The organism is Mesorhizobium monacense (genome assembly GCF_056781675.1).
On the sequence record NZ_CM165567.1, the window covers coordinates 1,269,816 to 1,294,436 of the forward strand.

At 64.5% G+C, this 24,621-nt stretch carries 18 protein-coding genes; 6 read left to right on the forward strand and 12 right to left on the reverse strand.

Annotated elements, in window-relative coordinates; genetic code table 11:
• Positions 1-13: 13 nt before the first annotated feature.
• From AC1RUK_RS05880 to AC1RUK_RS05890, 3 genes are all read right to left on the reverse strand, one after another.
• On the reverse strand, positions 14-1,687 hold the full coding sequence (locus tag AC1RUK_RS05880; protein WP_481836395.1) for a type I secretion system permease/ATPase: 1,674 nt from the start codon (positions 1,685-1,687) through the stop codon (positions 14-16).
• Positions 1,688-1,879: 192 nt separating this feature from the next.
• Positions 1,880-5,473 carry a beta strand repeat-containing protein gene (locus tag AC1RUK_RS05885; RefSeq protein ID WP_481836394.1) on the reverse strand — a complete coding sequence of 1,198 codons (3,594 nt, stop codon included), beginning with the start codon at positions 5,471-5,473 and terminating at the stop codon, positions 1,880-1,882.
• 625 nt (positions 5,474-6,098) lie between these two features.
• Positions 6,099-6,248, reverse strand: coding sequence for a hypothetical protein (locus AC1RUK_RS05890; protein ID WP_481836393.1), 150 nt, complete (start codon positions 6,246-6,248; stop codon positions 6,099-6,101).
• A 454-nt stretch (positions 6,249-6,702) separates the two neighbouring features.
• Here AC1RUK_RS05890 and AC1RUK_RS05895 point away from each other — a divergent pair, with 454 nt between their 5' ends.
• The 4 genes from AC1RUK_RS05895 to otsB all read left to right on the forward strand — a co-directional run bounded on the left by AC1RUK_RS05895 (position 6,703) and on the right by otsB (position 12,699).
• Positions 6,703-7,764, forward strand: coding sequence for a glycosyltransferase family 4 protein (locus tag AC1RUK_RS05895; protein WP_481836392.1), 1,062 nt, complete (start codon positions 6,703-6,705; stop codon positions 7,762-7,764).
• 50 nt (positions 7,765-7,814) lie between these two features.
• Positions 7,815-9,977, forward strand: a complete 2,163-nt coding sequence (locus AC1RUK_RS05900; RefSeq protein WP_481836391.1) for an amylo-alpha-1,6-glucosidase — start codon at positions 7,815-7,817, stop codon at positions 9,975-9,977.
• 161 nt (positions 9,978-10,138) lie between these two features.
• Positions 10,139-11,926: an alpha,alpha-trehalose-phosphate synthase (UDP-forming) gene (locus tag AC1RUK_RS05905; protein ID WP_436172633.1), complete on the forward strand. Its 1,788-nt coding sequence runs from the start codon at positions 10,139-10,141 to the stop codon at positions 11,924-11,926.
• On the forward strand, positions 11,923-12,699 hold the full coding sequence (otsB, locus tag AC1RUK_RS05910; protein ID WP_481836390.1) for a trehalose-phosphatase: 777 nt from the start codon (positions 11,923-11,925) through the stop codon (positions 12,697-12,699). Before AC1RUK_RS05905 ends, otsB begins: the two co-directional genes overlap by 4 nt.
• A 2-nt stretch (positions 12,700-12,701) precedes the next feature.
• Here the strand turns inward: otsB and AC1RUK_RS05915 are convergent, their stop codons facing one another.
• The 8 genes from AC1RUK_RS05915 to AC1RUK_RS05950 all read right to left on the reverse strand — a co-directional run bounded on the left by AC1RUK_RS05915 (position 12,702) and on the right by AC1RUK_RS05950 (position 21,484).
• A complete protein-coding gene (locus tag AC1RUK_RS05915; protein ID WP_481836389.1) occupies positions 12,702-13,778 on the reverse strand; it encodes an ABC transporter ATP-binding protein in 1,077 nt (358 codons plus the stop codon).
• Positions 13,775-14,575 carry an ABC transporter permease gene (locus AC1RUK_RS05920; protein WP_481836388.1) on the reverse strand — a complete coding sequence of 267 codons (801 nt, stop codon included), beginning with the start codon at positions 14,573-14,575 and terminating at the stop codon, positions 13,775-13,777. Before AC1RUK_RS05920 ends, AC1RUK_RS05915 begins: the two co-directional genes overlap by 4 nt.
• A 1-nt stretch (position 14,576) precedes the next feature.
• The gene (locus tag AC1RUK_RS05925) at positions 14,577-15,437 is read right to left on the reverse strand and encodes an ABC transporter permease (protein ID WP_481836387.1); all 861 of its coding nucleotides are present in this window, start codon (positions 15,435-15,437) and stop codon (positions 14,577-14,579) included.
• 66 nt (positions 15,438-15,503) lie between these two features.
• The gene (locus tag AC1RUK_RS05930; protein ID WP_481836386.1) at positions 15,504-16,508 is read right to left on the reverse strand and encodes an ABC transporter substrate-binding protein; all 1,005 of its coding nucleotides are present in this window, start codon (positions 16,506-16,508) and stop codon (positions 15,504-15,506) included.
• Positions 16,509-16,589: 81 nt separating this feature from the next.
• The gene (locus tag AC1RUK_RS05935) at positions 16,590-18,062 is read right to left on the reverse strand and encodes an aldehyde dehydrogenase (RefSeq protein ID WP_481836385.1); all 1,473 of its coding nucleotides are present in this window, start codon (positions 18,060-18,062) and stop codon (positions 16,590-16,592) included.
• Complete coding sequence (locus AC1RUK_RS05940) at positions 18,059-19,111, reverse strand: LLM class flavin-dependent oxidoreductase (RefSeq protein ID WP_481836384.1); 1,053 nt, start codon at positions 19,109-19,111, stop codon at positions 18,059-18,061. Before AC1RUK_RS05940 ends, AC1RUK_RS05935 begins: the two co-directional genes overlap by 4 nt.
• Before the next feature lie 5 nt (positions 19,112-19,116).
• Positions 19,117-20,904 carry an alpha/beta fold hydrolase gene (locus AC1RUK_RS05945; RefSeq protein WP_481836383.1) on the reverse strand — a complete coding sequence of 596 codons (1,788 nt, stop codon included), beginning with the start codon at positions 20,902-20,904 and terminating at the stop codon, positions 19,117-19,119.
• A complete protein-coding gene (locus AC1RUK_RS05950) occupies positions 20,897-21,484 on the reverse strand; it encodes an amino acid synthesis family protein (RefSeq protein ID WP_481836382.1) in 588 nt (195 codons plus the stop codon). Before AC1RUK_RS05950 ends, AC1RUK_RS05945 begins: the two co-directional genes overlap by 8 nt.
• 141 nt (positions 21,485-21,625) lie before the next feature.
• On the opposite strand from AC1RUK_RS05950, the gene AC1RUK_RS05955 reads away from it, so the two are divergent.
• Entirely contained in the window at positions 21,626-22,306 is a 681-nt protein-coding gene (locus tag AC1RUK_RS05955; protein ID WP_481836381.1) for a GntR family transcriptional regulator, read from the forward strand.
• Positions 22,307-22,355: 49 nt separating this feature from the next.
• Here AC1RUK_RS05955 and AC1RUK_RS05960 read toward each other — a convergent pair whose 3' ends face one another.
• Positions 22,356-23,387, reverse strand: coding sequence for a hydroxyacid dehydrogenase (locus tag AC1RUK_RS05960; protein WP_481836380.1), 1,032 nt, complete (start codon positions 23,385-23,387; stop codon positions 22,356-22,358).
• 141 nt (positions 23,388-23,528) lie between these two features.
• Here AC1RUK_RS05960 and AC1RUK_RS05965 point away from each other — a divergent pair, with 141 nt between their 5' ends.
• Positions 23,529-24,596, forward strand: a complete 1,068-nt coding sequence (locus AC1RUK_RS05965) for a LacI family DNA-binding transcriptional regulator (RefSeq protein ID WP_481836379.1) — start codon at positions 23,529-23,531, stop codon at positions 24,594-24,596.
• The last annotated feature ends 25 nt before the right edge of the window (positions 24,597-24,621 follow it).

The window sequence follows — 24,621 nt, forward strand, 5'->3', positions numbered from 1 at the left end:
CTCCTCAGGCAGGTCATTGGGTTGCCACCGCAATTGTAGTCGCACGCTGATTGAGCCGTGCCACGATCTCGTTCCTCATGCCGAAGGCTTCGACGGCGCCGTCCCGCAGCAGCAGGATCTTGTCGACATTTGCCAGCGTCGAAGGCCGATGCGAAACGATGATCACCGTGCTGCCGCGACGCTTGAGCTCGATCGCGCACTCGCTCAGCGCACGGTCGCCATCGGCGTCGAGATTGGAGCTCGGCTCATCGAGAACGATCAGGTTGGGCGTGCCGAACACCGCCCGGGCAAGCGCGATCCGCTGACGGTATCCTCCCGACAGGACGGCGCCGCCTTCGCCGATCTGCGTCTCGTAGCCTTGCGGCAGGCGGATGATCATGTCGTGCACGCCGGCGAGCCGCGCGGCCTCGATCACCTCCTGGTCGACATTGGTCTTGAAGCGTCCGATGTTGGCAGCGACGGTGTCGGAAAACAGCTCGATGTCCTGCGGCAGGTAGCCGATGTGGTCGCCGAGCGCGTCGCGCCCCCAATGCGACAGATCGGCGCCGTCCAGCCTGACGGTGCCGCGGCTGGGCTGCATGACGCCCGCGAGGTGACGCGCCAGTGTCGACTTGCCGGCGCCCGAGGGGCCGACGATGCCCAGCGCCTCGCCTGCCTCCAGCCGAAACGATACGTCCCGCAGAAGCACCTTCTGCTGGCTGGGAATGGCAAAGCTGACCTGTTCGACCGAAATCTTACCGGTGGGCTTCGGCAGATTGAACGATCTTTCGCTCTGTGCACCGCCGTCGATCAGTTTGTGAACCCTCGCCAGTGCCGCCCGCGCAAGGACCAGGTTGCGCCAGAGGCCGACGATCTGTTCGACGGGCTGCAAGCCTTTGCCCAGCAATATGCTGGCCGCGAACATCGAACCGGCCGTGGTCTGCCGTTCGATCACCAGATAGGCGCCGAGGCCGAGGATCAGCGACTGCATGGTCAGGCGCAGGAATCGGATCACCCCCGACATCAGGGCGGCGCGGTCGCTGGCCTGCGTCTGACGCCGAAGCGCCAGGCTGCGGTCGCGCCCCCAGCGGCGGATGAGGCCGTCGATCATGCCCATGGCGCGAATGACTTCCGAGTTCCTCAGGCTCATCTCGGTGAAATTGTAGTTGGCCGTCGCCAGGTCGTTGGCCTGCTTCAGCGGCGCGCGCACCAGATATTCATTGATCACCGCCATGGCGACGAGCAGCAGGGACGAGCCGAGCGCGAAGAAGCCCAGCCAGGGGTGCAGCAGGAAGATGATGGCGATGTAGATGGGCGACCATGGCAGGTCGAACAGCGCATTGATGCCCATGCCGGTGATGACCTGCCGGAACGTGTCGAAGTCACGCACCGGCTGGCTCTGCGAGGAGCCAGACTGCGAGGTCTCGACCGACGCGGCCACGATCCTCGCCGACAGCAGCCGGTCGAGCCGCACGCTGGCGCGCGTCAGGATCGTGGCACGCATGAGATCGAGGCCCGCCAGCGCAAGGAAAGCCGCAAGCAGCGCGATGGTCAGCATCACCAGCGTGGTTGCGCTGCCGCTGGTCACCACCCGGTCGTAGATCTGCAGCATATAGAGCGGGGAGGCGAGATAGAGCAGGTTGATCGCCAGGCTGAACCCTGCCGCGATCAGGAAATAATGGCGGCACGCCAGCAGGGCGTCCTTCACGATCTGCGATTTTCTGTCGAGACTCAAATACCCAGCGGAGAACCGCCCCCCTGTCCACCTGTATGCCGATACTACTCCCGATCCTTCAGCCGGCCATGCAGCCCGTCGATATTCCTGTCGTAAACCTTAACGCGCAGGCTGGATCAGGAAATGCTACGGGAGGTGAGCCGCAACGCGGCTCACCTCCCGGGTTCAAAGCACGAAGTCGCTCGCCGTCAGTCCAAGTCCCGTGCCTGTCAGTGTGATCTGGAAATCGGCTGTTGCGTTGCCGTTGACATCGGCGCGGACAATGGTGTTGCCGCCGACTTCCGACCAGGTGATGCTGTTGGCGACGGTGGCCGCATTCTGCCCTCCGAACAGGAAAGCCTGGTCGCCGCCGCCGGCAACGGCGTCGATCGAGAACAGGTCGATCTTGTCGGTGCCGTGCACGAAAGCGGTGATGGTGTCATTGGCAGCCGATGCGGGCGAATCCGAAACGGCTGATCCGTAGTAGAAAGTGTCGGCTCCCAAGCCACCGGTGAGTGTGTCGGTGCCAGCGCCGCCAACGAGCCTGTCATTGCCGTCGCCGCCGTTCAAGGTGTCGTTCCCATCCTGGCCGAACAGCGTGTCATTGCCCGCCAGGCCGAAAATTTGGTCCGCCCCGCTATTGCCGTAAAGGACGTCGTCTCCGCCAATGGCGCCATTGAGGCTATCCGAAGAATTGCCGTTGCTACCGGTTATGACCTGGAACGTCTCGCTATACTGATAGGCGGGCCCGGCCGGATCGCCGACCTGTGTTGCCTGCACGGTGATGGAATACACCTTGCTCGGCGACAGGTCTCCCGAGCTCAGCGTGCTGCCGGTGATCGAGAACAGTCCCACGTTCGATTGCGAGGTGATGCTGTAGACAAAGCCGCCGGAATCCGGGTCGGTCGCGGTCAGTGCTCCCGAGAAATTGAACGTGTTGAAATTCACGTCCCCAGCGGGAATGCTGGGCGTGAGCTGGATGTCGGTGGGCGCAAAGCGCGGCGGCGCGTCGCTGGCGCCATTGATGGTTATCGAGACCAGCTTTTCCGTGCCGTCCTCGGAGAAGACGGTAAAGCTGTCGTTCAACGACTGGCCGTCATTGAGCGCGTTGACCGTCGGGTTCAAGTTGTCGAGCGTATAGGTCCAGACGCCGGCGGCGGTCATGGTGTAGGTTCCGTAGCCGAGCGCGCTGGTTGTCGCGGAATTGACGGCCTGGAACGAGTCCGTGGTATTGTCGACATCGGTAGACAGCAGGTCACCGGTTGCGGTCGGCGTGCCGCCGCCGTTGGAAGTGCCCGCTTCGACGACCGTCCCGGCTGCGGTGCCGGTGATCACCGCGGCGTCGTTGGCGCCATGGATGGTGACGTCGATCACCTGCTGTGTGCCGTCGACGGTTGTGACCGTCACCAGCTCATGCAGCGTGGTGTTCGCTCCGGTGCTGTTGAGCGCCTGAACGGCCGCGTTGTTGTCGTCGAGCGTATAGCTCCAGCTGCCGTTCGCATCGATCGAGAAGGTGCCGTAGGTCTTGGCGACGGCAGCCTGCACGTTGAAGGTCGGTGCATTGTCGACGTCGGTCGCATTGAGATCGCCGGAGGCTGAGGCATCGCCCGGCGTGCCATTGGCGACACCGCTCTTTTCCGTGACGGATGTGTCCTCGGCTCCGTTGACCGTGATCACCGCCGCGTCGTTGGCGCCGTTGATCGAGATGACGATCACCTGCTGGGTGCCGTCGGAGGTCTGCACGGTGATGGTGTCGGTGAGCGCCGGATCGCCGGCGTTGAGCGCCTGGACGGCGGCGTCGTCCTCGTCGAGCGCATAGCTCCATTCGCCGGCGGCATTGATCGACAGCGTGCCGTGGGCACCGTTGCTGACCACCGAGAAGTCGGTGTCGCTGTCGACATCGCTGGCATCGAGATCGCCGGTGGCCGGCGAGGTGCCGGCCGTGGCGTTGGCGACGCCGGAGGCTTCCGTCACCGAGCCGCTGTCATCGCCGGTGATCACCGCCGCGTCGTTGGCGCCGTTGATCGAGATGTCGATCACCTGCTGGGTGCCGTCGGAGGTCTGCACGGTGATGGTGTCGGTGAGCGCCGGATCGCCGGCGTTGAGCGCCTGGACGGCGGCGTCGTCCTCGTCGAGCGCATAGCTCCATTCGCCGGCGGCATTGATCGACAGCGTGCCGTGGGCACCGTTGCTGACCACCGAGAAGTCGGTGTCGCTGTCGACATCGCTGGCATCGAGATCGCCGGTGGCCGGCGAGGTGCCGGCCGTGGCGTTGGCGACGCCGGAGGCTTCCGTCACCGAGCCGCTGTCATCGCCGGTGATCACCGCCGCGTCGTTGGCGCCGTTGATCGAGATGTCGATCACCTGCTGGGTGCCGTCGGAGGTCTGCACGGTGATGGTGTCGGTGAGCGCCGGATCGCCGGCGTTGAGCGCCTGGACGGCGGCGTCGTCCTCGTCGAGCGCATAGCTCCATTCGCCGGCGGCATTGATCGACAGCGTGCCGTGGGCACCGTTGCTGACCACCGAGAAGTCGGTGTCGCTGTCGACATCGCTGGCATCGAGATCGCCGGTGGCCGGCGAGGTGCCGGCCGTGGCGTTGGCGACGCCGGAGGCTTCCGTCACCGAGCCCTCGATGTCGCCGGTGATCTCCGCGGCGTCGTTGGTCCCCAGAATGTCGATATGCACCGTAGTGTGGGTGCCGTCGGCGCTCACCACATCGAAATCCTCGACATAGTGCTGGCCGGCAACGAATTCGTCGTGCGCCGAACTCGCCGTGTAGGTCCAGGCGCCTGCCGCATCGATGTCGAAGGTGCCGTATGTGCCGGAGGTTCCCACCTGGGCGACGAAGGTCTCCGAGCTGTCGACGTCCGAGATGGTGAGTGTGCCGGAGGTCGAGATGTCGGCCGCCGTGTCACCTTCCGTCAGGTTGCGGACGTCCGCCGAGAGCACGGCGGCGTCGTTGGTGCCGGTAATATTGACGACGATATTGTAACTCGCGGTGCCGTCCACCGACGTCACCGTCAGCGTGTCGGTCACAGCCTGGCCTTGCGTCAGCGGGTCGGCAAGCGCCTGGTTGAGCGCATAGGTCCATGCGCCGGTCGTCGCATTGAATGCGAAGGTGCCATAGGTGCCCTGAAGGCTTGCAGGGTTCTGGAAATGGTTCTGACCGGCGTCGACATCCGTCAGGATCAGCTGTCCTTGAGCGCTGGGATCGTTGAGCGTTCCGTTGGCGACGCCGCCGGCTTCCACCACGGTCTGGTCAGCGCCCGGGGCCACGGTGATCGTCGCGCCGTCATTGCTGCCCTGAATGTTGACCGACACGCTGGCCCAGCTCAGCGTTCCGTTGCCGAGCTTGATCGCATAGGTGAACGTCTCGTTGATGCTGTCGTCGGCACCCATGGCCTGCAGGCTGGAGAACCCATTTAGCTGCAGATACTGGCTAAGGTTCATCTCGACCTTGCCATTGTTGATGCGGATGAAGACGCCGCCGCCGATGTCTTCCCAGGTAGAGACGCCGCTCACTTGGGCGTCTGCCGTCGTCAGGTCGAGCGGCGCGTATTGCTTGGTGGCAGTCGGGGCGGAAGTCCCGTCGTCAATCGAATAGAGGGTCTTTGCGTTTCCACCCAGATCATTCTGCATCACGTCCAGCAGGATGATGGACTGTTCTGCCGACACGATGACGACCGTGTCCTCGGTGTAGTTGAGGATGTCATCCTTTGCCTGCGGCGTATTGGAAAATGACGTCGTGGTTCCACCGGCGCCGGTGATTTGAGTAGCCATGTTAACCCCCACTTGTTCGTTGTCGAACAGACGCCCCCGTCTGCCTCACTGAGCCTGCGAGCGACTGGCCGCTTCCTTTCGAAAGAAGCTCTTCGCGGCCGGCATGCACGTTCTGGCAGACATCCCTGTCTGCAAGTTCAGTGGAGTTGGCTCCAAACGTGCTGTCGCGCGCGCCAGCACGAGGATGGCGGCACACAGACCGATGGTGGCTCAAGCGTGATGATCGCGACGACATTGACGTCGCTTTGCGTTTCCCCAACCCCAAATAGCGTCGTCTAGCCCGTTGGTTGCCAGTCGGGGGCCATTTTTGCGGCGCTTATATTAGGACATTGTTAACCCTTCCTGAGAGGAAGCGTCAACAACCAACATAGCATAACAGTTAATATCTGGGGGCAACGTCCGTTCCGGCGCATCGCCACAGGACCAGCCGCACCGTGACCGGAAGCATCCGGAATATATCCGCGGCGCACGACTCCCGAATTGGAATAGACGGCTAGCAGATCAGCTTGCCCTCATCGTTTCTTTCTTTGTGCGCCAAGAAAGCGAAGATTGACCGGAAACAGCTGCACGAAGGGGGTCGACCAGGCCGCAGCGCCGATCCCGATCCTGCCTTGGGCAGATCGGACTAGCCCCCCGCCAGCGACAGGCCGCGGGCGCGCTCGCGCAGCAGGGCCAGCAATTCGCCTCGCCGGGCTTCCGGCGTGTCGACGGGCAGGACGAAACACAGCGTCTTGTTGATGGCGCCGTGGCCGTCTGGATCGGTGCTGCCATGCACCAGGTGAAGCGGTCGGCGAGGGCGGCGGTTTCGCTGTAGCCTTGCCGGCGCGCCAGCGCGACGTCGGCGAAGAATTCCTCGGGCGCGATGATGCGGCCGTCGGGCAGCTTGTAGTCGCCGGCGCAGACGAGAAGACAGGCGGTTGCCGCGACACGGCGACCGACGGGTTTTCTCGTGCCGACCCTGCACGTCCGGACACAACCACAGAAGGGGAACAATCATGATGAAACCATCGTTTTTCGCATCCGCCAGCGCCCTTTGCCTCGACTGGATAGGGGCGGCGTTGTCCGCTTGAGCACGCCGACACAGCCAGCGTCGGTGCGGCGATCGGGAATGCCGTGCGATGGCGTTCTGATGGATGCCGGTGCGGTTTCTCGCCGCGGCGTCGACACCTGGCAGGAACGATCTGCCGGTTGACGCATTTTGGCCGTGCGCCATTTAACCGAGGAAGATCATGAGAATTGCCCATGTCGCGCCGCTTTACGAGTCGGTTCCGCCCAGGCTTTATGGCGGTACTGAGCGCATCGTTTCCTACCTTACCGAGGCGCTGGTCGATCTCGGCCATGAGGTGACGCTGTTTGCCAGCGGCGACAGCCGGACTTCGGCGAAGCTGGTGCCCGGGCGCGAATGCGCGCTTCGGCTCGATCCGCGGCCGAAGAAATCCGAAGTGGCGGCGCATCTTGCGATGCTGGCGGAAGTCCGGGAGCGGGCTGACCAGTTCGACGTCATGCATTTTCATCTCAGCCATTTCCTGCATTTTCCCTTCTTCCAGGATATGGCGGAGCGAACGGTGACGACACCGCATGGCAGGCTGGATTATGTCGACCTGGCGCCGGCCTATCGGCGCTTCCCGCGCTTCCCGATGATCTCCATCTCGCACAGCCAAAGGGCAGGGCTGGCCAGCGCCAACTGGCTGGCGACGATCCAGCATGGGCTGCCGGTCGATATCTACGAGCCGATTTTCGAGACGGAGGCTGAAGAGCCTTACCTTGCCTTCCTTGGCCGGCTTTCGCGCGACAAGCGGCCGGACCGCGCCATCGAGATCGCCAGGCGTTCGGGGTTGAGGCTGAAGCTTGCGGCCAAGATCGGCGACGACGACCGCGCCTATTTCCACGAAATGGTCGAGCCGCTGATCGACGGCGACCGCGTCGACTATGTCGGCGAGATCGCCGAAGGTGAGAAGGCTGAATTCCTCGGCAGGGCTGCAGGCCTGCTCTTCCCCATCGACTGGCCGGAGCCATTCGGTCTTGCGCCGATCGAGGCCATGGCTTGCGGCACGCCGTCGATCGCCTGGAACTGCGGCGCCTTGCCGGAGATCATCGACCAAGGCGTGACCGGCTTTGTCGTCAATTCCATGGACGAGGCGGTGGCGGCAGTGCCAGCACTGCTTCAACTCGACAGGCGAAAGGTGAGGGCCGCCTTCGAAAAGCGGTTTTCCGCCCAGAGAATGGCCCGAGACTATGTGGCCGCCTATGTGCGTCTGCTCGCCGGCTCAGCCGAAGCGAAGGCCTCGTGAGCGATGGCGCTGGATCGGGGCGCGGGGGAGCAACAGGAAAGATGTGACGGATGACAGAACTCGACGAGCGCAAGCTCGATCCCGCCGTGGCCCTTGCCTCCCTGGACGAGACCGCGCCACGCGAGCCGCATCGGCTGTTCGCGCTTAAGCAGGGCGATTGCTTTGCTGTCGCTGATGCCTATGGCGATATCAGAGGCGCCGGCGACGGGTTCTTCCGCGACGACACGCGCGTGCTGTCGGAGTTCAGGCTGACCGTCGGCGGCAGGCAGACATCGCTGCTCGGCGCCTCGCTCAGCCAGGACAATGTTCTGTTCACCAGCAATCTCACCAACCTGCCGATGCAGAGCGTTGGCGGCCGCGACATTCCGCAGGGCGCGATCCATATCGAGCGTGTCAGGTTGCTGTGGCAGGACCGGCTGTTCGAGCGCATCACGCTTTCCAATTACAGCCAGGAAACCTCGGCCATTCGTGTCTCGCTGCACTTCGCCGCCGATTTCCGCGACATGTTCGAAGTGCGCGGCTCGACAAGGGTGAAGCGCGGGATGGCGCATGCGGCCGAGATGGATGCGACATCGGTGCTGCTTCGCTATGACGGATTGGACGGGCTGGCGCGGCTGTCGGCCATCTCGTTCTCGCAGGCGCCCGATCAGCTGACGGAGAGCCGCGCTGATTTCCTGATTGCGGTGACGAAACGCAGCAGCAAGGTGCTCTATATCGAGGTCGGTCCGGAGGTGGCGGAAACGCCCGACCGCGACCGTTTCCGCGCCGCCGCGGCGCGCGCCCGCTTCGGCATGCGGGCCAAGCGCCGCCACGGCGCCACGGTGCACAGTTCGGGCCGCGTCTTCAACGATTGGGTCGAGCGCGCCCGTGCCGATGTGGCGTTGCTCACCACCGAGCTTGTGACAGGACCCTACCCCTATGCCGGCATACCCTGGTTTTCGACGGCATTCGGCCGCGACGGCGTGATCTCGGCGCTGCAGATGCTGTGGCTCAACCCCGGCCTGGCGCGCGGCGTGCTCGCCTTCCTCGCCCAGCATCAGGCGACCGAGACCTCGCCTTTCAGCGACTCGCAGCCGGGCAAGATCATGCACGAGACCCGCAAGGGCGAAATGGCGGCGCTGCGCGAACTTCCCTTCGGCCGCTACTATGGCGGGGTCGACACGACACCGCTCTACATCCATCTCGCCTGCGCCTATGCGGACCGCACTGGCGACATGGACTTCATCGACAGGCTGTGGCCGTCGCTCACTGCTGCCGCCGAATGGACGGAGGAGGCGAGCCGGGCGACCGGCTTCGTCACCTATCAGCGTGCCGCCGAATCCGGCCTCGCCAACCAGGGCTGGAAGGACAGTTTTGACTCGGTCTTCCACGCCGACGGCCGCATTCCCAAAGGCCCGATCGCGCTCGTCGAAGTGCAAGGCTATGTCTTTGCCGCCTTCCGTGGCCTGGCGGCACTTGCGCGCCGCCGCGGCGGGTACGCAGAGGCCGAGCATTGGGAGAGCCGCGCCGAAGAAATGCGAAGCGCCGTCGAGCGTGACTTTTGGCTGGACGATCTCGGCTTCTATGCGCTGGCGCTCGACGGCGCCGGCGAACCCTGCAAGGTCAGGACGTCGAATGCCGGGCATCTGCTCTTCGTCGGGCTGCCCGAGCCGGCGCGGGCGCAGTTGGTCGCCGACCAGCTTTTGTCCGCGTCCTTCCACTCGGGCTGGGGACTGCGGACGCTCGCCGACGATGCCGTGTTCTTCAACCCGATGTCCTATCACAACGGATCGATTTGGCCGCATGACACCGCCATCTGCGGCGTCGGCCTCGCCCGCTATGGCGAACGCGAAAGCGTGGTCCGGCTGATGAGCGGCACGTTCGAGTCCGCTGTGCATTTCAACATGCGGCTGCCGGAGCTGTTCTGCGGTTTTACCCGCGCGCCCGGCGAAGCCCCGATCGCCTATCCGGTCGCCTGCCTGCCGCAGGCCTGGTCGGCGGGCTCGGCCTTCATGCTGATGCAGGCCTGTCTCGGCCTGGAGATCGACGGCTGGGACGGCGAAATCCGCGTCACCCGTCCGAGACTGCCGATCGGCATCGATACGCTCACGCTGCGGCATCTCAATGTCGGCGAAATGGCTGTCGACCTGACATTCCAGCGCGTCGGCGACCGGGTCGTAGCCTTTCTCGCCGATCGACATGAAGGGTTGGTGCCGCTGATCGTGCGAACGTAGGCGGGCCACTCGCGCGGGATCGGAAAATGTCGGAACCGATCGTCCGTTTGTGCGTTGCACAACCATACCGCCTCACGGCGGCCTGTCGCCGCCTGACGGTGGCGGAGACGAAACAAGAAGAATGAGGCCTGCATCAGGCCCGGTGGCGAGTTGGCGTTTCAATGACAGATTATGGCAGCGACTTACTATGGATCGCGATCCTGGCAAGTCTCGGACTTTCCGCTCTGGCGGTGTTTTTCTCGATATCCCGGCGACAGCGCACCCACGCCCCCGCCACGTACACCGCGGGCGAGGACGTGGCTTCCGAAGCGGCGCGCAAGGTGCTCAGGGAATTCGAGAAGAACGGCCAGTCGGTCGATGCGGCGCTGGTCACATGGTCACCCGAAACCTTGCGCAAGATCCTCACCGAAGACCTGCCGGAGGCGCAGGTCATCGTGGTCTCGAACCGCGAACCCTATATCCACAACGTCAAGGGCGATGGCGTCGAGCTGGTGGTGCCGGCCAGCGGACTGGTCTCGGCACTGGAGCCGATTACCCGCGCCTGCAGCGGCACCTGGATCGCCTATGGGGGCGGCACCGCGGACCGACAGATGGTCGACGAGGACGACCGGGTGCAGGTGCCGCCCGGCAACCCCTCCTACGCGCTGCGCAGGGTCTGGCTGACGGAGGAGGAATATCAAGGTTACTATCTGGGCTTTGCCAATGAGGGCCTGTGGCCGCTCTGCCATATCGCCTTCACCCGGCCGATTTTTCGCGAGTCGGATTGGGAGGCCTATGAGGCGGCCAACCGCAAATTCGCCGAAACGGTAGTCGCAGAAGCGCGCAACGAACGGCCGATCGTTCTGGTCCAGGACTACCACTTCGCGCTGCTGCCGCGGATGATCCGCGAACGGCTGCCCGAGGCGATCGTTATCACCTTCTGGCACATCCCCTGGCCGAATTCGGAAGTGTTCAGCATCTGCCCATGGCGGGAGCGCATCCTCGACGGGCTGCTCGGCAGCTCGATCATCGGCTTCCACACCCAGTTCCATGCCAATAATTTCACCGAAAGCGTCGACCGCTTCCTGGAAAGTCGAATCGAGCGGGCGGATGCAGCGATCTCCTATGGCGGCCAGACAACTTTGGTCCATGCCTATCCGATCTCGATCGAATGGCCGGTGGAGCTCCTGGCCAGGCTGCCGGATGTCGAAGACTGCCGCGCCCGTATCCGTGACAGGTTCGGGCTGCCTGCCGACGTGAAGCTGTGCGTCGGCGTCGAGCGCCTTGACTACACGAAGGGCATACTCGATCGCTTCCACGCGCTGGAGGAGTTGTTTACCCGTCATCCGGAATGGATCGGGAAGGTGGCGTTCCTGCAGATCGCTGCCCCCAGCCGGGGCACGTTGCCGGCCTACAAGCAGCTCCACGACGAGTGCCTGCGCTATGTCGACGAGCTCAATCAGCGCTTTGGCCATGACGGCTACAAACCTGTCGTCATGGTCGCCGAACATCATTCGCAAAGCGCGGTCTACGAAATCTATCGCGCCGCCGATATCTGTATGGTCACCAGCCTGCATGACGGCATGAACCTCGTCGCCAAGGAATTCGTCGCCGCGCGCGACGACGAACAGGGCGTGCTTTTGCTCAGCACGTTCGCAGGCGCTTCGCGTGAGCTGCTGGAGGCGATGATCGTGAACCCCTACGACGCGGCCATGATGAGGGACGTGCTGCTGCAGGCGCTGACCATGACGGGCGAAGAGCAGCGCGAACGCATGCGGCGCATGCGCGAGATCGTGCGCGACAACAACGTCTATCGCTGGGCCGGCAGTATGCTCATGGATGCGGCCCGCCTGCGCAAGCGCAGTGAGCTTGACCGGGTCACAGCCGTCGCCGAGCGCTCGGCGAACGCAAACGTCGACAATGTCGTCTCCATGGTCGAGCGCAAACGCATGGCGGCCGGACTACGATGAGGATTGCAAAGCCGATGATACCGAATCTGCCGGAAGGGGAGTGGGCCCTTTTCCTCGACATAGACGGCACCTTGCTCGAACACGCCGCGCATCCGGACAGCGTCTCGGTCAGCGATGAGTTGCGCCAGCTCATGCAAACGATGGAGCGGCGACTGGACGGTGCCGTCGCCTTTGTCACTGGACGCTCGGTTTCCGCGGTGGACCGGCTGTTCCATCCCCTGAAGATGCGCGTCGCCGGCCTCTACGGGCTGGAGCACCGGCTGATGCCCGACGGTCCGGTCGAGGCCGCGGACGAGCCGGCCGACATCGCCGCATTGGCCGACGAGATCGAAGCCGAACTCGGCAAGGGCGTCTATGTCGAACGCAAGGGTCCGGTGCTGGCGGTCCATACGCGCGCCGCACCGCATCTGCTGGCGCGGGCAACCAGGCTGGTCGAGATGGCGCTGGACCGGCTGCCCGAGGGATATCGGGTGATCGCCGGCAATGCCGGGGTGGAACTGATGCCGCTCGAAGCCGCCAAGGGAGCGGCCATCCGGCGCTTCATGGAAATCCCGCCCTTCATCGGCCGGCGCCCGGTGTTCCTCGGCGACGATACGTCGGACGAGAACGGCTTCGAGACCGTCAATGGCGAGGATGGGGTCTCGATCCGGATCAAGCCGCGCGGGCCGACGGCCGCTCGCCATGTCATTGCCGACGTCGCCGATGCCATCGCCTGGCTTCAGGCCAATTTCGGCGATCCCGCCAGGCAAGCGGGCCGCGATGCCGCCGAATAAGCTCAGACGGGAAACAGGAAGGCGGCGCCCGGATCGAAAAAGACCTGCCGGCGGCTCGGTGTGGCATCTTGCGAAGCCATGGCGGCGGAGGTCGGCCTGATGTCGATCTCCTGTCCGGTGGTGGTGCGCGCAACGATGCGCCGGCGTTCGCCATAAAAGGCGATGTCGACGACGTCGACGGTGAGTTCGGCGCTCGCCGGGTTCCGCTCCAGGCGAAACGCCTCGGGACGGATCATCAATCTGGTCTTTTGTCCCCGTTCGAAACTGCCATTGGCGCTTATGCCTGAGACGAGCGAGCCATCGGCAAGGCGAATGGTGGCCGCGCCGCCGACGGTTTCAAGATGTTCGGCAGCGAGGAAGTTCGAGTTGCCGATGAAGCCGGCCACGAAATCGGTCGCCGGCCTGAGATAAAGATCCTCGCCGGTGCCGGTCTGCTCGATGCGCCCGTCCTTGAACAGCGCAATCCGGTCCGACAGGTGCAGTGCTTCTTCCTGGTCGTGGGTGACGTAGAGAATGGTGACGCCGGTCTCGCGATGGATGCGGCGGATTTCGGCCTGGATTTCCTCGCGCAGCTTCTTGTCGAGCGCCGAAAGCGGCTCGTCCATCAACAGGATCGGCGGATCGTAGGCGAGCGCGCGGGCGAGCGCGACGCGCTGCTGCTGGCCGCCCGACAGCGCGCCGGGCAGCCTTTCGGCAAAGCTCTCCAGCCGCACCAGGGCCAGCATGTCGGCGACTTTCTTCTTCACCTCGGCATCGGGCCGGCGGCGAACGCGAAGTGGAAAGGCGACGTTCTCGGCGACGCTCAGATGCGGAAACAGCGTGTAGCGCTGGAACACCATGCCAATGTTGCGCTTGTGCGACGGAACGCTGAGCAGCGACTTGCCCCTGAGCAGGACGTCGCCGGAGCTCGGATCCTGGAAACCGGCAATGGCATAGAGCGTTGTCGACTTTCCCGAGCCGGATGGCCCGAGAAAGGTCAGGAATTCCCCCTTGGGAATATCCAGCGTCACATCATGAACGGCCGTGAAGGCACCGAATGCCTTGCGCAATTTGCGGATCGAGAGGAAGGGCTGGGTCATGTCTTGAACTTTCGGCGCAGCAGGGCCGCCACGATCATCAGGGCAAGGGTCAGGCCGACCAGCAGGCTGGAGGCGGCGGCAATCACCGGGCTGAGATCGGCCCGCAGACTGCCCCAGATCTTGACCGGCAAGGTCTGCAAGGTCGGGCTCGCCATGAAGATCGCGACGACGACTTCATCCCACGAAGCGAGGAAGGAAAAGATCGCGGCGGAGAAAATGCCGATCCGGATCGAGGGCAGGGTGATCCTGAGCTTGGCCTGGAGCGGGCTCGCGCCGCAGACGATTGCCGCGTCCTCGATCGACTTGTCGAAGCCTTCGAGCGCGGTGGCGATCGGGATGATGGCGAAGGGGAGCGCCAGCACGGTGTGGGCGACGACGAAGCCGATGGTGGTGCCCCCCAGCCCGAGCCGGAGGAAGAAGGCGTAGATGGCGATGGCAAACACCACGACCGGCAGCACCATGGGGGTCAGCAAGAGGCCGCGCAGGATTTCGCGCCCACGGAAATTACCGCGCACCAGCGCGAAGGAAGCAAGCAGCCCGATCAGCACGGCAAGAATTGCCGTCAACGCGGCGATGCGGGCGCTGGTCAGTGCTGCTTGGAGCCAGGACGGATCGGCGAACAATTCCTGATACCATTTCAGCGTCCAGCCGGGTGGCGGGAAAGCCAGCCAGCGCGACGAGCCGAACGAAAGCAGCACGATGAACACCACCGGCAGGAGCAGGAAGGCGGCGACGAGCGCGGTGAAGCCGAGCAGGGCAGTCTTCGGCCATCCCATGCGGTCGTAGTCGAGCAGCATCTTAGATGCCTCCCGTGGCGCGTCTGGCGCCGACGAGGCGCAGTTGCAGCGCGTAGAGCGCCATGGTGACGACCAGCAGGATGAAGGCCGCGGCGCTGCCCAGCCCCCAGTTGAGCAGCGACTGGATCAGTTGCGCGATCATCTCGGCGAGCATCATGTTCGAGGTGCCGCCGAGCAGTGCTGGGGTGACGAAATAGCCGAGCGACATGACGAACACCATCAGGCCGCCGGCGGCGATGCCGGGCAGCGACAGCGGCAGGAGGATGCGGCGGAAGGCCTGGAAGGGGCTGGCGCCGCAAAGGGCTGCGGCACGCAGCGTCATCGGATCGATGGCCCGCAAGGTGCCGACCAGCGGCAGGATCATGAACGGCAGCATGATATAGACCATGCCGATGGTGACGCCGGTGAGATTGTTGATGAGCGGCAGCGGCTGGTCGATGACGCCGATGGCCATCAGCGCCCGGTTGATGACGCCGGTGCGCTGCAGCAGGACCATCCAGGCATAGGTGCGGGTGAGAAGATTGGTCCACATCGACAGGATGATGATGCCGAACATGATCGAGGCGAGCGCCGGCGGCATGATGGCCAGCATCCAGGCAACCGGAAAGGCGACGAGGACGGTGACGATGGTGACAACCGCGGCGACCAGGAAGGTGTTGAAGAAGACGCGCACATAGGTGCCGTCGCCGAGCAGCGCCGCATAGTTCTGCAGGCCGGGCGCGGGGTCGGTGACGCTACGCAAGAGCAAGGCGAGCACCGGGACGACGAAGAAAAGCCCGATCAGCGTCAGTGCCGGCAGCAGGCCGCCAAGGCCTGCCGGCATCCGCATTGTCGCAATGCTCTGCTCAGTTTCCACCGACATGGCGTTACCCGGGTTGCGGAGCGGGGCGACCGGGGCCGTCCCGCTCCTTGTCACGAGAGGGTGGCGCTACTTCGCCTGCCAGGCGTACCAGCGCTCGGCAATGGCGTCGCGGTTGGCGGCCCAGTAGCTCATGTCGAGATTGATCTGACCTTCGACATGGGCGTCGGGCAGCGACTTCACCGCATCGGCGGGCATCTCGGCCTTTGCCTTGGTGTTGATTGGCGCATAGCCGCTCGCTTCGGCGAAGTTCGCCTGGCCGGCCGGGCTGCTTGCCGCGGCCAGGAACTTCATGGCCGCGTCCTTGTTCTTGGCGCCCTTCGGCACGACCAGCACGTCGGCGGCGGTCAGGTTCTGGTTCCAGGACACGCCGACATCGGCGCCGTCCTTCTCCAGCGCGAAGACGCGGCCGTTCCAGAGTTGACCGAACGCGGCCTCGCCGGAAGCGATCAGCTGCTGCGATTCCGCACCGCCGCCCCACCAGACGATGTCCGACTTGATGGTGTCGAGCTTCTTGAAGGCGCGGTCGAGATCGAGCGGATAGAGCTTGTCGGCCGGCACGCCGTCGGCGAGCAGCGCGATCTCGATGACGCCCGGCGCCGACCATTTGTAGAAGGTGCGCTTGCCCGGATATTTCTTCAGGTCGAACATGTCGGCCCAGCCCGCCGGCTCGCCGGAGACGGTGCCCTTGTTCCAGGCGAGCACAAAGGAATAGTAGAAGCTGCCAACGGCATGGTCGGTGGTGAAGCGCGGGTCGAGATCGGCCTTCGGCACGGCGTTGAAGTCGATCGGTTCGAGCAGTCCATCCTTGGCCGCCTTGATGGCGAAATCCATCTCGACGTCGACCACGTCCCAGTTGACGCTGCCGGCGTCGACCATGGCCTTCAGCTTGCCGTAGTCGGTCGGGCCGTCCTGCAGCACCTTGATGCCGGATGCGGCCGAAAATGGTTCCGCCCAGGATTTGGTCTGTGCTTCCTGGGTCGTCCCGCCCCAGCTGGTGAAGACCATGTCCTCGGCCTTTGCAGCCGTGGTTGCCAGAAGTCCGGCAAGGATGCCGGCGAAGATCAGTTTCATGTCGTTCTCCTCTGTTTGTTGTCGTTGTTCATTGCACTGCCGGATCGTTCTTGCCCGGCCGTGTTCGCTGGTCCGCGGCGGCTACCGCATGACGAAAGGATCGGGGATCGGCTCGTCCGAGGTGCGGATCCAGACTGATTTCGAGCGCGTGTAGTCGCGGATGGCGTCCATGCCACCCTCGCGGCCGAGGCCGGACAGGCCATAGCCGCCGAACGGAACCAGCGGCGAGACGGCGCGGTAGGTGTTGATCCAGACGACGCCGGCGTGGATACAGCGGGCCATGCGATGCGCCCTGGCGAGATTGGTGGTGAAGACGCCGGAGGCGAGCCCGAAGGGCGTGTCGTTGGCAAGCGACAACGCCTCCTCTTCGGTGTCGAAGGCCAGCACGCTCAGCACCGGTCCGAACAGTTCCTCGCGCACGCAGGCCAAGGTCTGATCCGCTGCCTCGATGATCGTTGGCGCGTAGTAGAATCCATCAGTCTTGCCCTGTGGTCGCGCGCCGCCGGTGACCAGCCGGCCGCCGCCGGCAAGGCTTTCGGTAACGATTTTCTCGATCCGCTCGCGCTGGCGCAAGGTGGCGAGCGGCCCCATTTCGGTGACGGGATCCTGCGGGTCGCCGATGGTGATGGCTTCGGCCTTGCGCTTCAGGCCAGCGAGAAATTCGTCCTTGACCGAACGCTCGACCAGCAGCCGCGAGCCGGCGACGCAGCTTTGGCCGGTGGCGGCAAAGATGCCAGCGACGACGGCGTTGGCAGCGCTGTCCAGGTCGGCATCGGCGAAGACGACGACTGGGCTCTTGCCGCCAAGTTCGAGCGTCGTGTAGGCGAGATTTTCGGCGGTGTTGATGACGATCTGCCGGGCGGTCGAGGGACCGCCGGTGAAGGCGACGCGGGCGACGAGCGGATGGCTGGTCAGGCGGTGGCCGCAATCATGGCCGAAGCCAGTCAGGATGCTCACGGTGCCGGCGGGAAATCCGGCTTGGTGGACGAGTTCGGCGAAGGCGAGCAGCGGAGCCGGACCATCCTCGGATGCCTTGAGAACGACGGTACAGCCCGCGGCCAGCGCCGGGCCGAGCTTGACCGCCGACAGGAAGAGCTGCGAATTCCACGGCACGACGGCGGCGACCACGCCGATCGGCTCCGGCCGGATCGTCACCTCCATGTCGGCCTTGTCGATCGGAACGAACGAGCCTTCGTGCTTGTCGGCCAGCCCGCCATAATAGCGGTAGTAGTCGCCGACATACGCGATCTGGGCGCGGGTCTCGCGGATGATCTTGCCGGTGTCACGCGTCTCGAGTTCGGCCAGCCGATTGGCGTTGGCGACCACCAGATCGCCGAGCCGCACCAGCAGCTTGCCGCGTGCCGTCGCCGTCATCGACGCCCAGGGGCCGGAGCGCAGCGCCCGACGCGCGGCATCGACCGCGCGATCGACATCGGCCACGCTGGCGGCTGGCATCTCGGCCCATTGTGCGCCCGTCGACGGATCGATGCTGTCGAAGGTCGTCGCGGCCTCGACGAACTGGCCGTCGATGTAGTTTTTGAATGCGGTGCTCATCGCGGCCCCGCTTCCTGGAAAGCCGGCATCACCTTGTCGATGAAGAGCCGCAGCGACTTCTTCTTGCGCTGGTGCGAGAGGCCGCTATCGATCCAGATCGAATACTGGTCGTAGCCCTGCGCTTCATAGATCTTCAGCCTGGCGATCACCTCGTCGGCTTCGCCGATGACAAGGTTCTGCCGGATCTTTTCCGGCGCATATTGCGGCATGGCCGCGATCTCGGTCGCCGTCAGCGTCTCCAATATGCCCTGGCGTACCGGCTTCTTGTTCTGGAACCAGGCGCCGAACTGGCAGTAGAATTGCGACAGGTCCTGCGTCAGGCGATCGGCATCGGCTGCGTCCTCGGCCACGAATGTATGCATCAGGAGCATGATCTCAGGCCGTGCTATCTCGGGATGGGCAGCGCAAGCCGCATTGAAGCGCTCCATCAGGCTCGCCACTTCGCCATCGCCGGAGGCAAGCGGCGTCACCTGCACATTGCATTTGTTGGCCACGGCAAAGTCGTGGGAGTTGGGGTCGCGTGCCGCCACCCAGATCGGCGGATAGGGTTTTTGCAGCGGCTTTGGCGACGAGGTCGTCGCAGGGAACGACCAGAACTCGCCCGAAAGTTCGAAATCACCGTCCCACAGGCCGCGCAGCGCCGGGATCATCTCGCGCATGCGCTGACCCGCGCCCCACGCGTCCAGGCCGGGGAAGAGCCGCTCGTATTCATAGCTGTAGGCGCCGCGCGCAATGCCGATGTCGAGCCGACCGCCGGTGATCACGTCGGCCATCGCCGCTTCGCCTGCAAGCTTGATCGGGTGCCAGAAGGGCGCGACGATGGTTCCGGTGCCGAGCCGGATGGTGCTGGTCTTCGCGCCAAGATAGGCGATGTTGATGAACGGGTTCGGCGAGATGGTGAATTCCATGCCGTGGTGCTCGCCGATCCAGGCCGTCTCGAAGCCCGCCTGCTCGGCCAGCAGCACCAGTTCCTCCAGTTCGGCGACGAGCTCGGAATGCGGCTTCGTCAGATCCGAGCGTTCCATGTGGACGAAAAGCGAAAACTTCATCGGCTTCACCTGCGACCGGATTGAAGGGCAGCGGACGGGGCGGGTCTGGCCAGCGGCCGGACCTCACCTTCCACCTCGTTGCCGACATAGACGCCAAATGCATCTTCGGTGCGTTCGCGCACATAGCGGGTCAGCATCGAGCGAACCGCCGGGTCGGCGATCCTGAGACCGGCGATCTGGTCGATGTCGACAAGCCTGACCAGACGATCGCCGGAGGCGGGAGCGTCAACCGTTCCCCGGTAGTAGACATGCGAGCGCGACGGATCCGCCGCATCATCCCAGACGGCGAACAGGAAGCCGAGCTGTGCGCCGATACTTTCCGCGGCAAGGCGCCCCTTGAGGCTGCGGGCATCCTGCGGCGTGCCCAGCCCGCGGCCTGCCGGCAATTCGTGGAAGCCATCCGGTGTTTCGAAGAACAGCACGCGGCCTTCGTTTTCGAGGATGGCGCCGACTTCGGTTCCTTGAGGTGCTGCCGCCAGCGCCTCCTGGCTGAGGCCCGGCGTGACATAGGTGCCGCGGCAGTAGCCGAGCGGCTGCGCCCCATTGTGGGTGAAGTCGCGCACGCGGCCGATAAGGATCGAATGGTCACCGGCGTCGACCAGTTGCTCCATGCCGCAATCGAACACGGCGACCGAACCGTCGATCAAGGGATTGCCGGTCTGTCCGGATTGCCACGCCACGGCCGCGAACTTGTCGGCGGCTTTGGATGCAAAGATGCCGGATTCGGTTTTTTGCGCCTCCGACAGGATGTTGATGGCGAAGCCTCTGGAGGTCGAGAAGGCCCGATGCCCCAGCGCCTTCTTGGCAATGCAGACAAGCACCAGCGGCGGCTCGAGCGAGACCGAGGTGAAGGAGTTGGCGGTGAAGCCGCGCGGTTCGCCTTCCGCGCCGATCGTCGTCACGATGGTGACGCCGGTCAGGAAGGAGCCGAGCGCGCGCCGAAATTCGGTGGCGTCGAAAGCAGGGGACGTGCCGCCGGAAGCATCCGCCGTGCTGTCGAGAAACGCCCTGATATGGTGAGTCACCTCTTCGGGCGAAGCGATTGTCATCATGTGCTTTTCGCCGCTCAGAACCAGGCATTGGCCGTTTGGCGCAAGCCGCGCCATCGCCGCCGACATGGCTGGCGTGGAATTCCTGTCTTCCGATCCGGTCATGAACAGGGCTGGGGCGGCAAGGCCGGCCAGACGTTCGACATGCTCGGTGTCGGCCCGGGCAAACAGGCGGTAGGTGCGAGCGTAACCTTGCGCGTCGACGCTTTCGAGCGCGGTGCGCGCGGTTTCGGCAGCGCCGACGAGATCGGCCGGGATCGGATCGCCGAACCAGCGGGCGATCGTCGCGGCGATGGCCTGGGGATCGCCGTGACCGCCGAGCGCGGCCGCGCGCTCGCGCACCGCCTGCGCCAGGGCCGCAGGGCGGCGGAAGACCGCGTTGAGGCAGACGACGGAACTCACTCGGGACGGCGCGCGAAGTGCAATCTCCTGGGCGACCAGCGCGCCCATGGAATGGCCGACCACGGTTACGGAAGCGAGGCCGAGATGGTCGAGCAAGGCGATTGCCTGGTCGGCAAAGTCCGTCAACTCGGCATTTTCCGGCGGCAGAGGTGAGACGCCGTGGCCGAGCATATCGATGGCGACGACATCGTGGCGGTCTTTCATCATCTCGATCTGAGGCTGCCAGATCGCGGCATTCATGCCGACGCCGTGGATGAACAGCACCGGCGCGCCGGAACCGGCGCGGATGAAGCCGGTGCCGTCGGGAGCCGTGCCTCGGATCAAGGCGGCGACGTCAGCCATGCAAATCTCCGACCTCCTTGAGATCCTGGTAGCGGTCGCCGATGCGGTGGTGCGGGCGGCCGCCGATGGAGGCGCCGAGCGCCACCACCAGTTCGTCGGGGGCGGGTGCGTCGCCGATCTGGAAATGCACCGTCAGATAGTGGGAGCGGCGGCCCTCGTCGTTCTTGTCCATCAGCGGGATCATGATCGGCGTGTTCGGCCCGCCGCGCAGATTGGTAAAGGCGAGATAGGTCTTGGCGCCGACGGCGCGGCGATAGTGATTGCCGAAATGCAGCGTGTGGATCAGCGCCGATGCATGCTCGATCTCGCCTGACGTGCCGCAGATGGCGGCCTTGCCATAGCCTTCGATCGCTTCGCCGGAGCCGGCGACAGCGATGATTTCCCGCGTCAGCATTTCGCCCAGGACGGGAGCGAAGGCGCGGATTTCGGGAGACAGGTCCTCGGTGAAGCCGCGTCCGGCCCAGGGGTTGGTCAGCACCGCGGCGACACCGATCAGGCGCAACGGCCGTGGCGCCGTCTTGCCGCCCTCGATCAAGGTGTTCTCGATGTAGGTGACGGTCTTTCGAATGGCCGGTTTCATCAGAAATCCTCGGTCGCGATGGCGCCATGCAACGCCGTCATCACTGGATCGTCTTATGGTATACCATGCTATGGAGCGCCAAGAACCTTGTCAACCGGTCATGGAATCTGTTTTGTGGCATTGCCAGGAGGCGGAGGAAAAATGTCAGACGATACGCTGCGGATCGACCGCTCCGCCAAGACGCTGAGAACGCTGGCGCTGGAGCGCATGCGCGAGGCAATCATGGACTTCCATTTCCAGCCGGGCGAGCGGCTGGTCGAGCGGCCGCTTTGCGACCAGCTTGGCGTCAGCCGGTCTGTCGTGCGCGAGGTCCTGCGGCAGCTCGAAGCGGAAGGCCTGGTGCAGATGATCCCGGGTCATGGGCCGGCCGTGGCCAAGCCCGATCTCGGCCGCACCGACGAGATCTATGAATTGCGGGCCTTGCTGGAGGGCATCGCCGCGCGAGCCTGCGCCACGTCGGCCACCGACGGGCAGATCGCTTTGCTGGACAGCGCGCTGGCCAATTTGTTCGATGCATGGGCATCGGGCCAGCCGGTCGAGGTGATGCGGGCGACGGCCAGGTTCTATGAGGTGCTGTTCGAGGCAGCCGACAAGCGCATCGCCTGGGAAATCGTCAACGGGCTGAATGTCCGCATCAACCAGCTTCGGTCCATGACCATCGCCTCGGAGAATCGCCGTGAACCGGCGATCGCAGAAATGACCGAGATCATGGATGCCATCCGCTCACGCAAGCCAGAAGAGGCCGAGGCTGCGGCGCGGCGGCATGTCGAATCCGCCTGGAGGATCGCGCGCAACGCGCTTCGGCTCGGCTCCCTCGACTGACATTAGCCCGATCTTGCGGGCGGCATTGTCGAGCCGCGATCGGCTTGGGCTAGTTCTTGTCCACCGGCTTCGAACGCATCCGTGAAACCGTCTCGCGCTCGGCGCGCTTGGAGCGCAGCGGCGGCAGGCCGCGGTCGATCAGGTCCATGTCCTCCAGCACCATCTCGCCCATGCGCTTGAAAGCGATGTCGAGCGCGCCGGCGCGGTGGGCCGAGCGCAGGAAACCGGGCAGGGCGCGCACCGGGTGGTCTTGAGCCAGCGGTTCTTCCGGGAAGACGTCGCTGGCGGCGACGATGTGGCCGCTGCGGACGGCGCCCATCAGCGCCGAAAAATCGACGACGCCGGCGCGGCTGAGCAGGATGAAGGCTGCCCCCTCGCGCATTTTCGCGAGGGCGTCGGCGTCGAGAAAGCCCTGGTTCTCGCTGGTCACCGAAGCGACGACGAAGACGAAGTCGCTCTGCGACAGCACCTGGTCGAGCGAGGCCGGCTCAACACCATTGTCGATGAGGATCGACGGCGGCAGCCAGGGGTCGAAGACTTTTGTCCTGGTGCGGAAGCCGGACAGCAGGCGGTTCAACGCGCGGCCAAGGTCGCCGAAGCCGATGATGCCGACATCGGCGCGCGACAGCAGTCGTGCCTTCTGGTTGCCGTCGCCGCCCCATAGCTCCTTGCCCTGCCGGAAGGCGAGGTCGGCATCGACGATATTGCGTGCCAGATTGAGCGCCATGGCAAGGCCAAGCTCGGCGACTGGCTCGGCAAACACCAGGCCGGTGGTGACGACATGGATGCCGCGCGCAAACAGCGTCTCGTAAGGCATGTTGTTGAGGAGGTTGGTCTCGACATTGAAGACGCAGCGCAGCGCCTTCAGGCTTTCCAGTGTCTCCGGCGAGATCGGTGGCTGGCCGACAATGTAGCGCGCCTCGGCGAGCACATCCGGCGGCAACCCGGCGACGCCTTCGGGCGTTGTCTCGACGATGCTATATTTCTTGCGAAAAAGCGCCAACTGCGGCGGGGTGAAGATCAGGTCGAGCGTGCGGGGCTCGGGCGCGCTGATGACCAGCGGCAAAGCATTGTCGGGCATGATGCTCCTCCCGGCGCGATCATATCACGCCATTCACATCTGTGTTTTACTCAGGATTAAACGATTTACAACTGCGAAAAATCGATTTATCGATTACATCAGCGAGGCGGCAGGAGGTTACCTGCCCTCGGGAGGAGGATAATGGCGCATCGGGAGCATCGGCGTTCGTCGATCCACGACGTGGCTAGCCGCGCCGGCGTATCCGCCGCCACGGTCTCCAAGGTTCTGGCGGGCGTCACCACGGTGAAGCCCGAAAATGCGCAGCGTGTCTTCGATGCCGTCGAGCACTTGGGCTACCGTGTCGATCCGCTGGCTTCCGACATGCGGCGGGCGAAGCGCCGCATCATCGGCGCCATCATGCCCGAATTCGAGAGCGAATTCTTCGGCCAGATGGTCAGCGAACTCGAGGGCCTCGCCGAGCAGCGCGGCTACACGCTGGTGGCTGCCTCCAGCCGTGAATCGGAAGCACGCGAGAAGGAGATCCTTGCGCGCATGCATGACTGGCGCGTCGCGGGCGTGGTGCTGGCGCCGGTGCGCAACGAGCATGGCCCGGCGGCCGGCTTCATGAAGGCCAATGGCATGACGGGCGTGCTGATCGACCGGGTGCTTGCCGACGATGCCTTCGACACGGTCTCGGCCGATAGCGCTGCCGCCAGCGCCGAAGTGGCGCGCGAACTGATCGGCAAGGGCCACCGCCATATCCTGGTCATCGGCCTTGGTCAGCAGGCGGCGACGGTGCGCGCGCGTCTCGACGGGTTTCGCGCCAAGGCGCTGGAACTGGTGCCGGAGGTGCGGATCGACGTCGTGCTTTCGGAGAGCGAGGTCGAGCCGCTGCGCGCGTTGCTGCGCGACTATTTCGACAAGAGCGCCAATGGGGGCGAACGCCCGACGGCGGTCTATTCGCTGTTCCTCAAGGGCACGCTGGTGGCGCTGTCGGAATTCCGCCGGCGCGGCTGGCATTGCCCGGATGACATCTCGCTGGTCGGCTTCGACGATGCCGAATGGATGCAGGTGACATGGCCGGCCATCGCCGCCGTGGTGCAGCCAGTCCGGCAGATCGCCGCCCAGGCGATGGATGTCTTGTTTGCAAGGATCGATGGCGGGGAAGGCCCGTCCAAGGCGCGGCTCGAGCCTTGCAAGGTTTTGATGCGGGAATCCGTTGGCTCGCCAGGCAGCGGCCCGCATTCCGGGGGAGGAAACCGACAATAGCCCCCATTGTCGACAACGGAGTGGC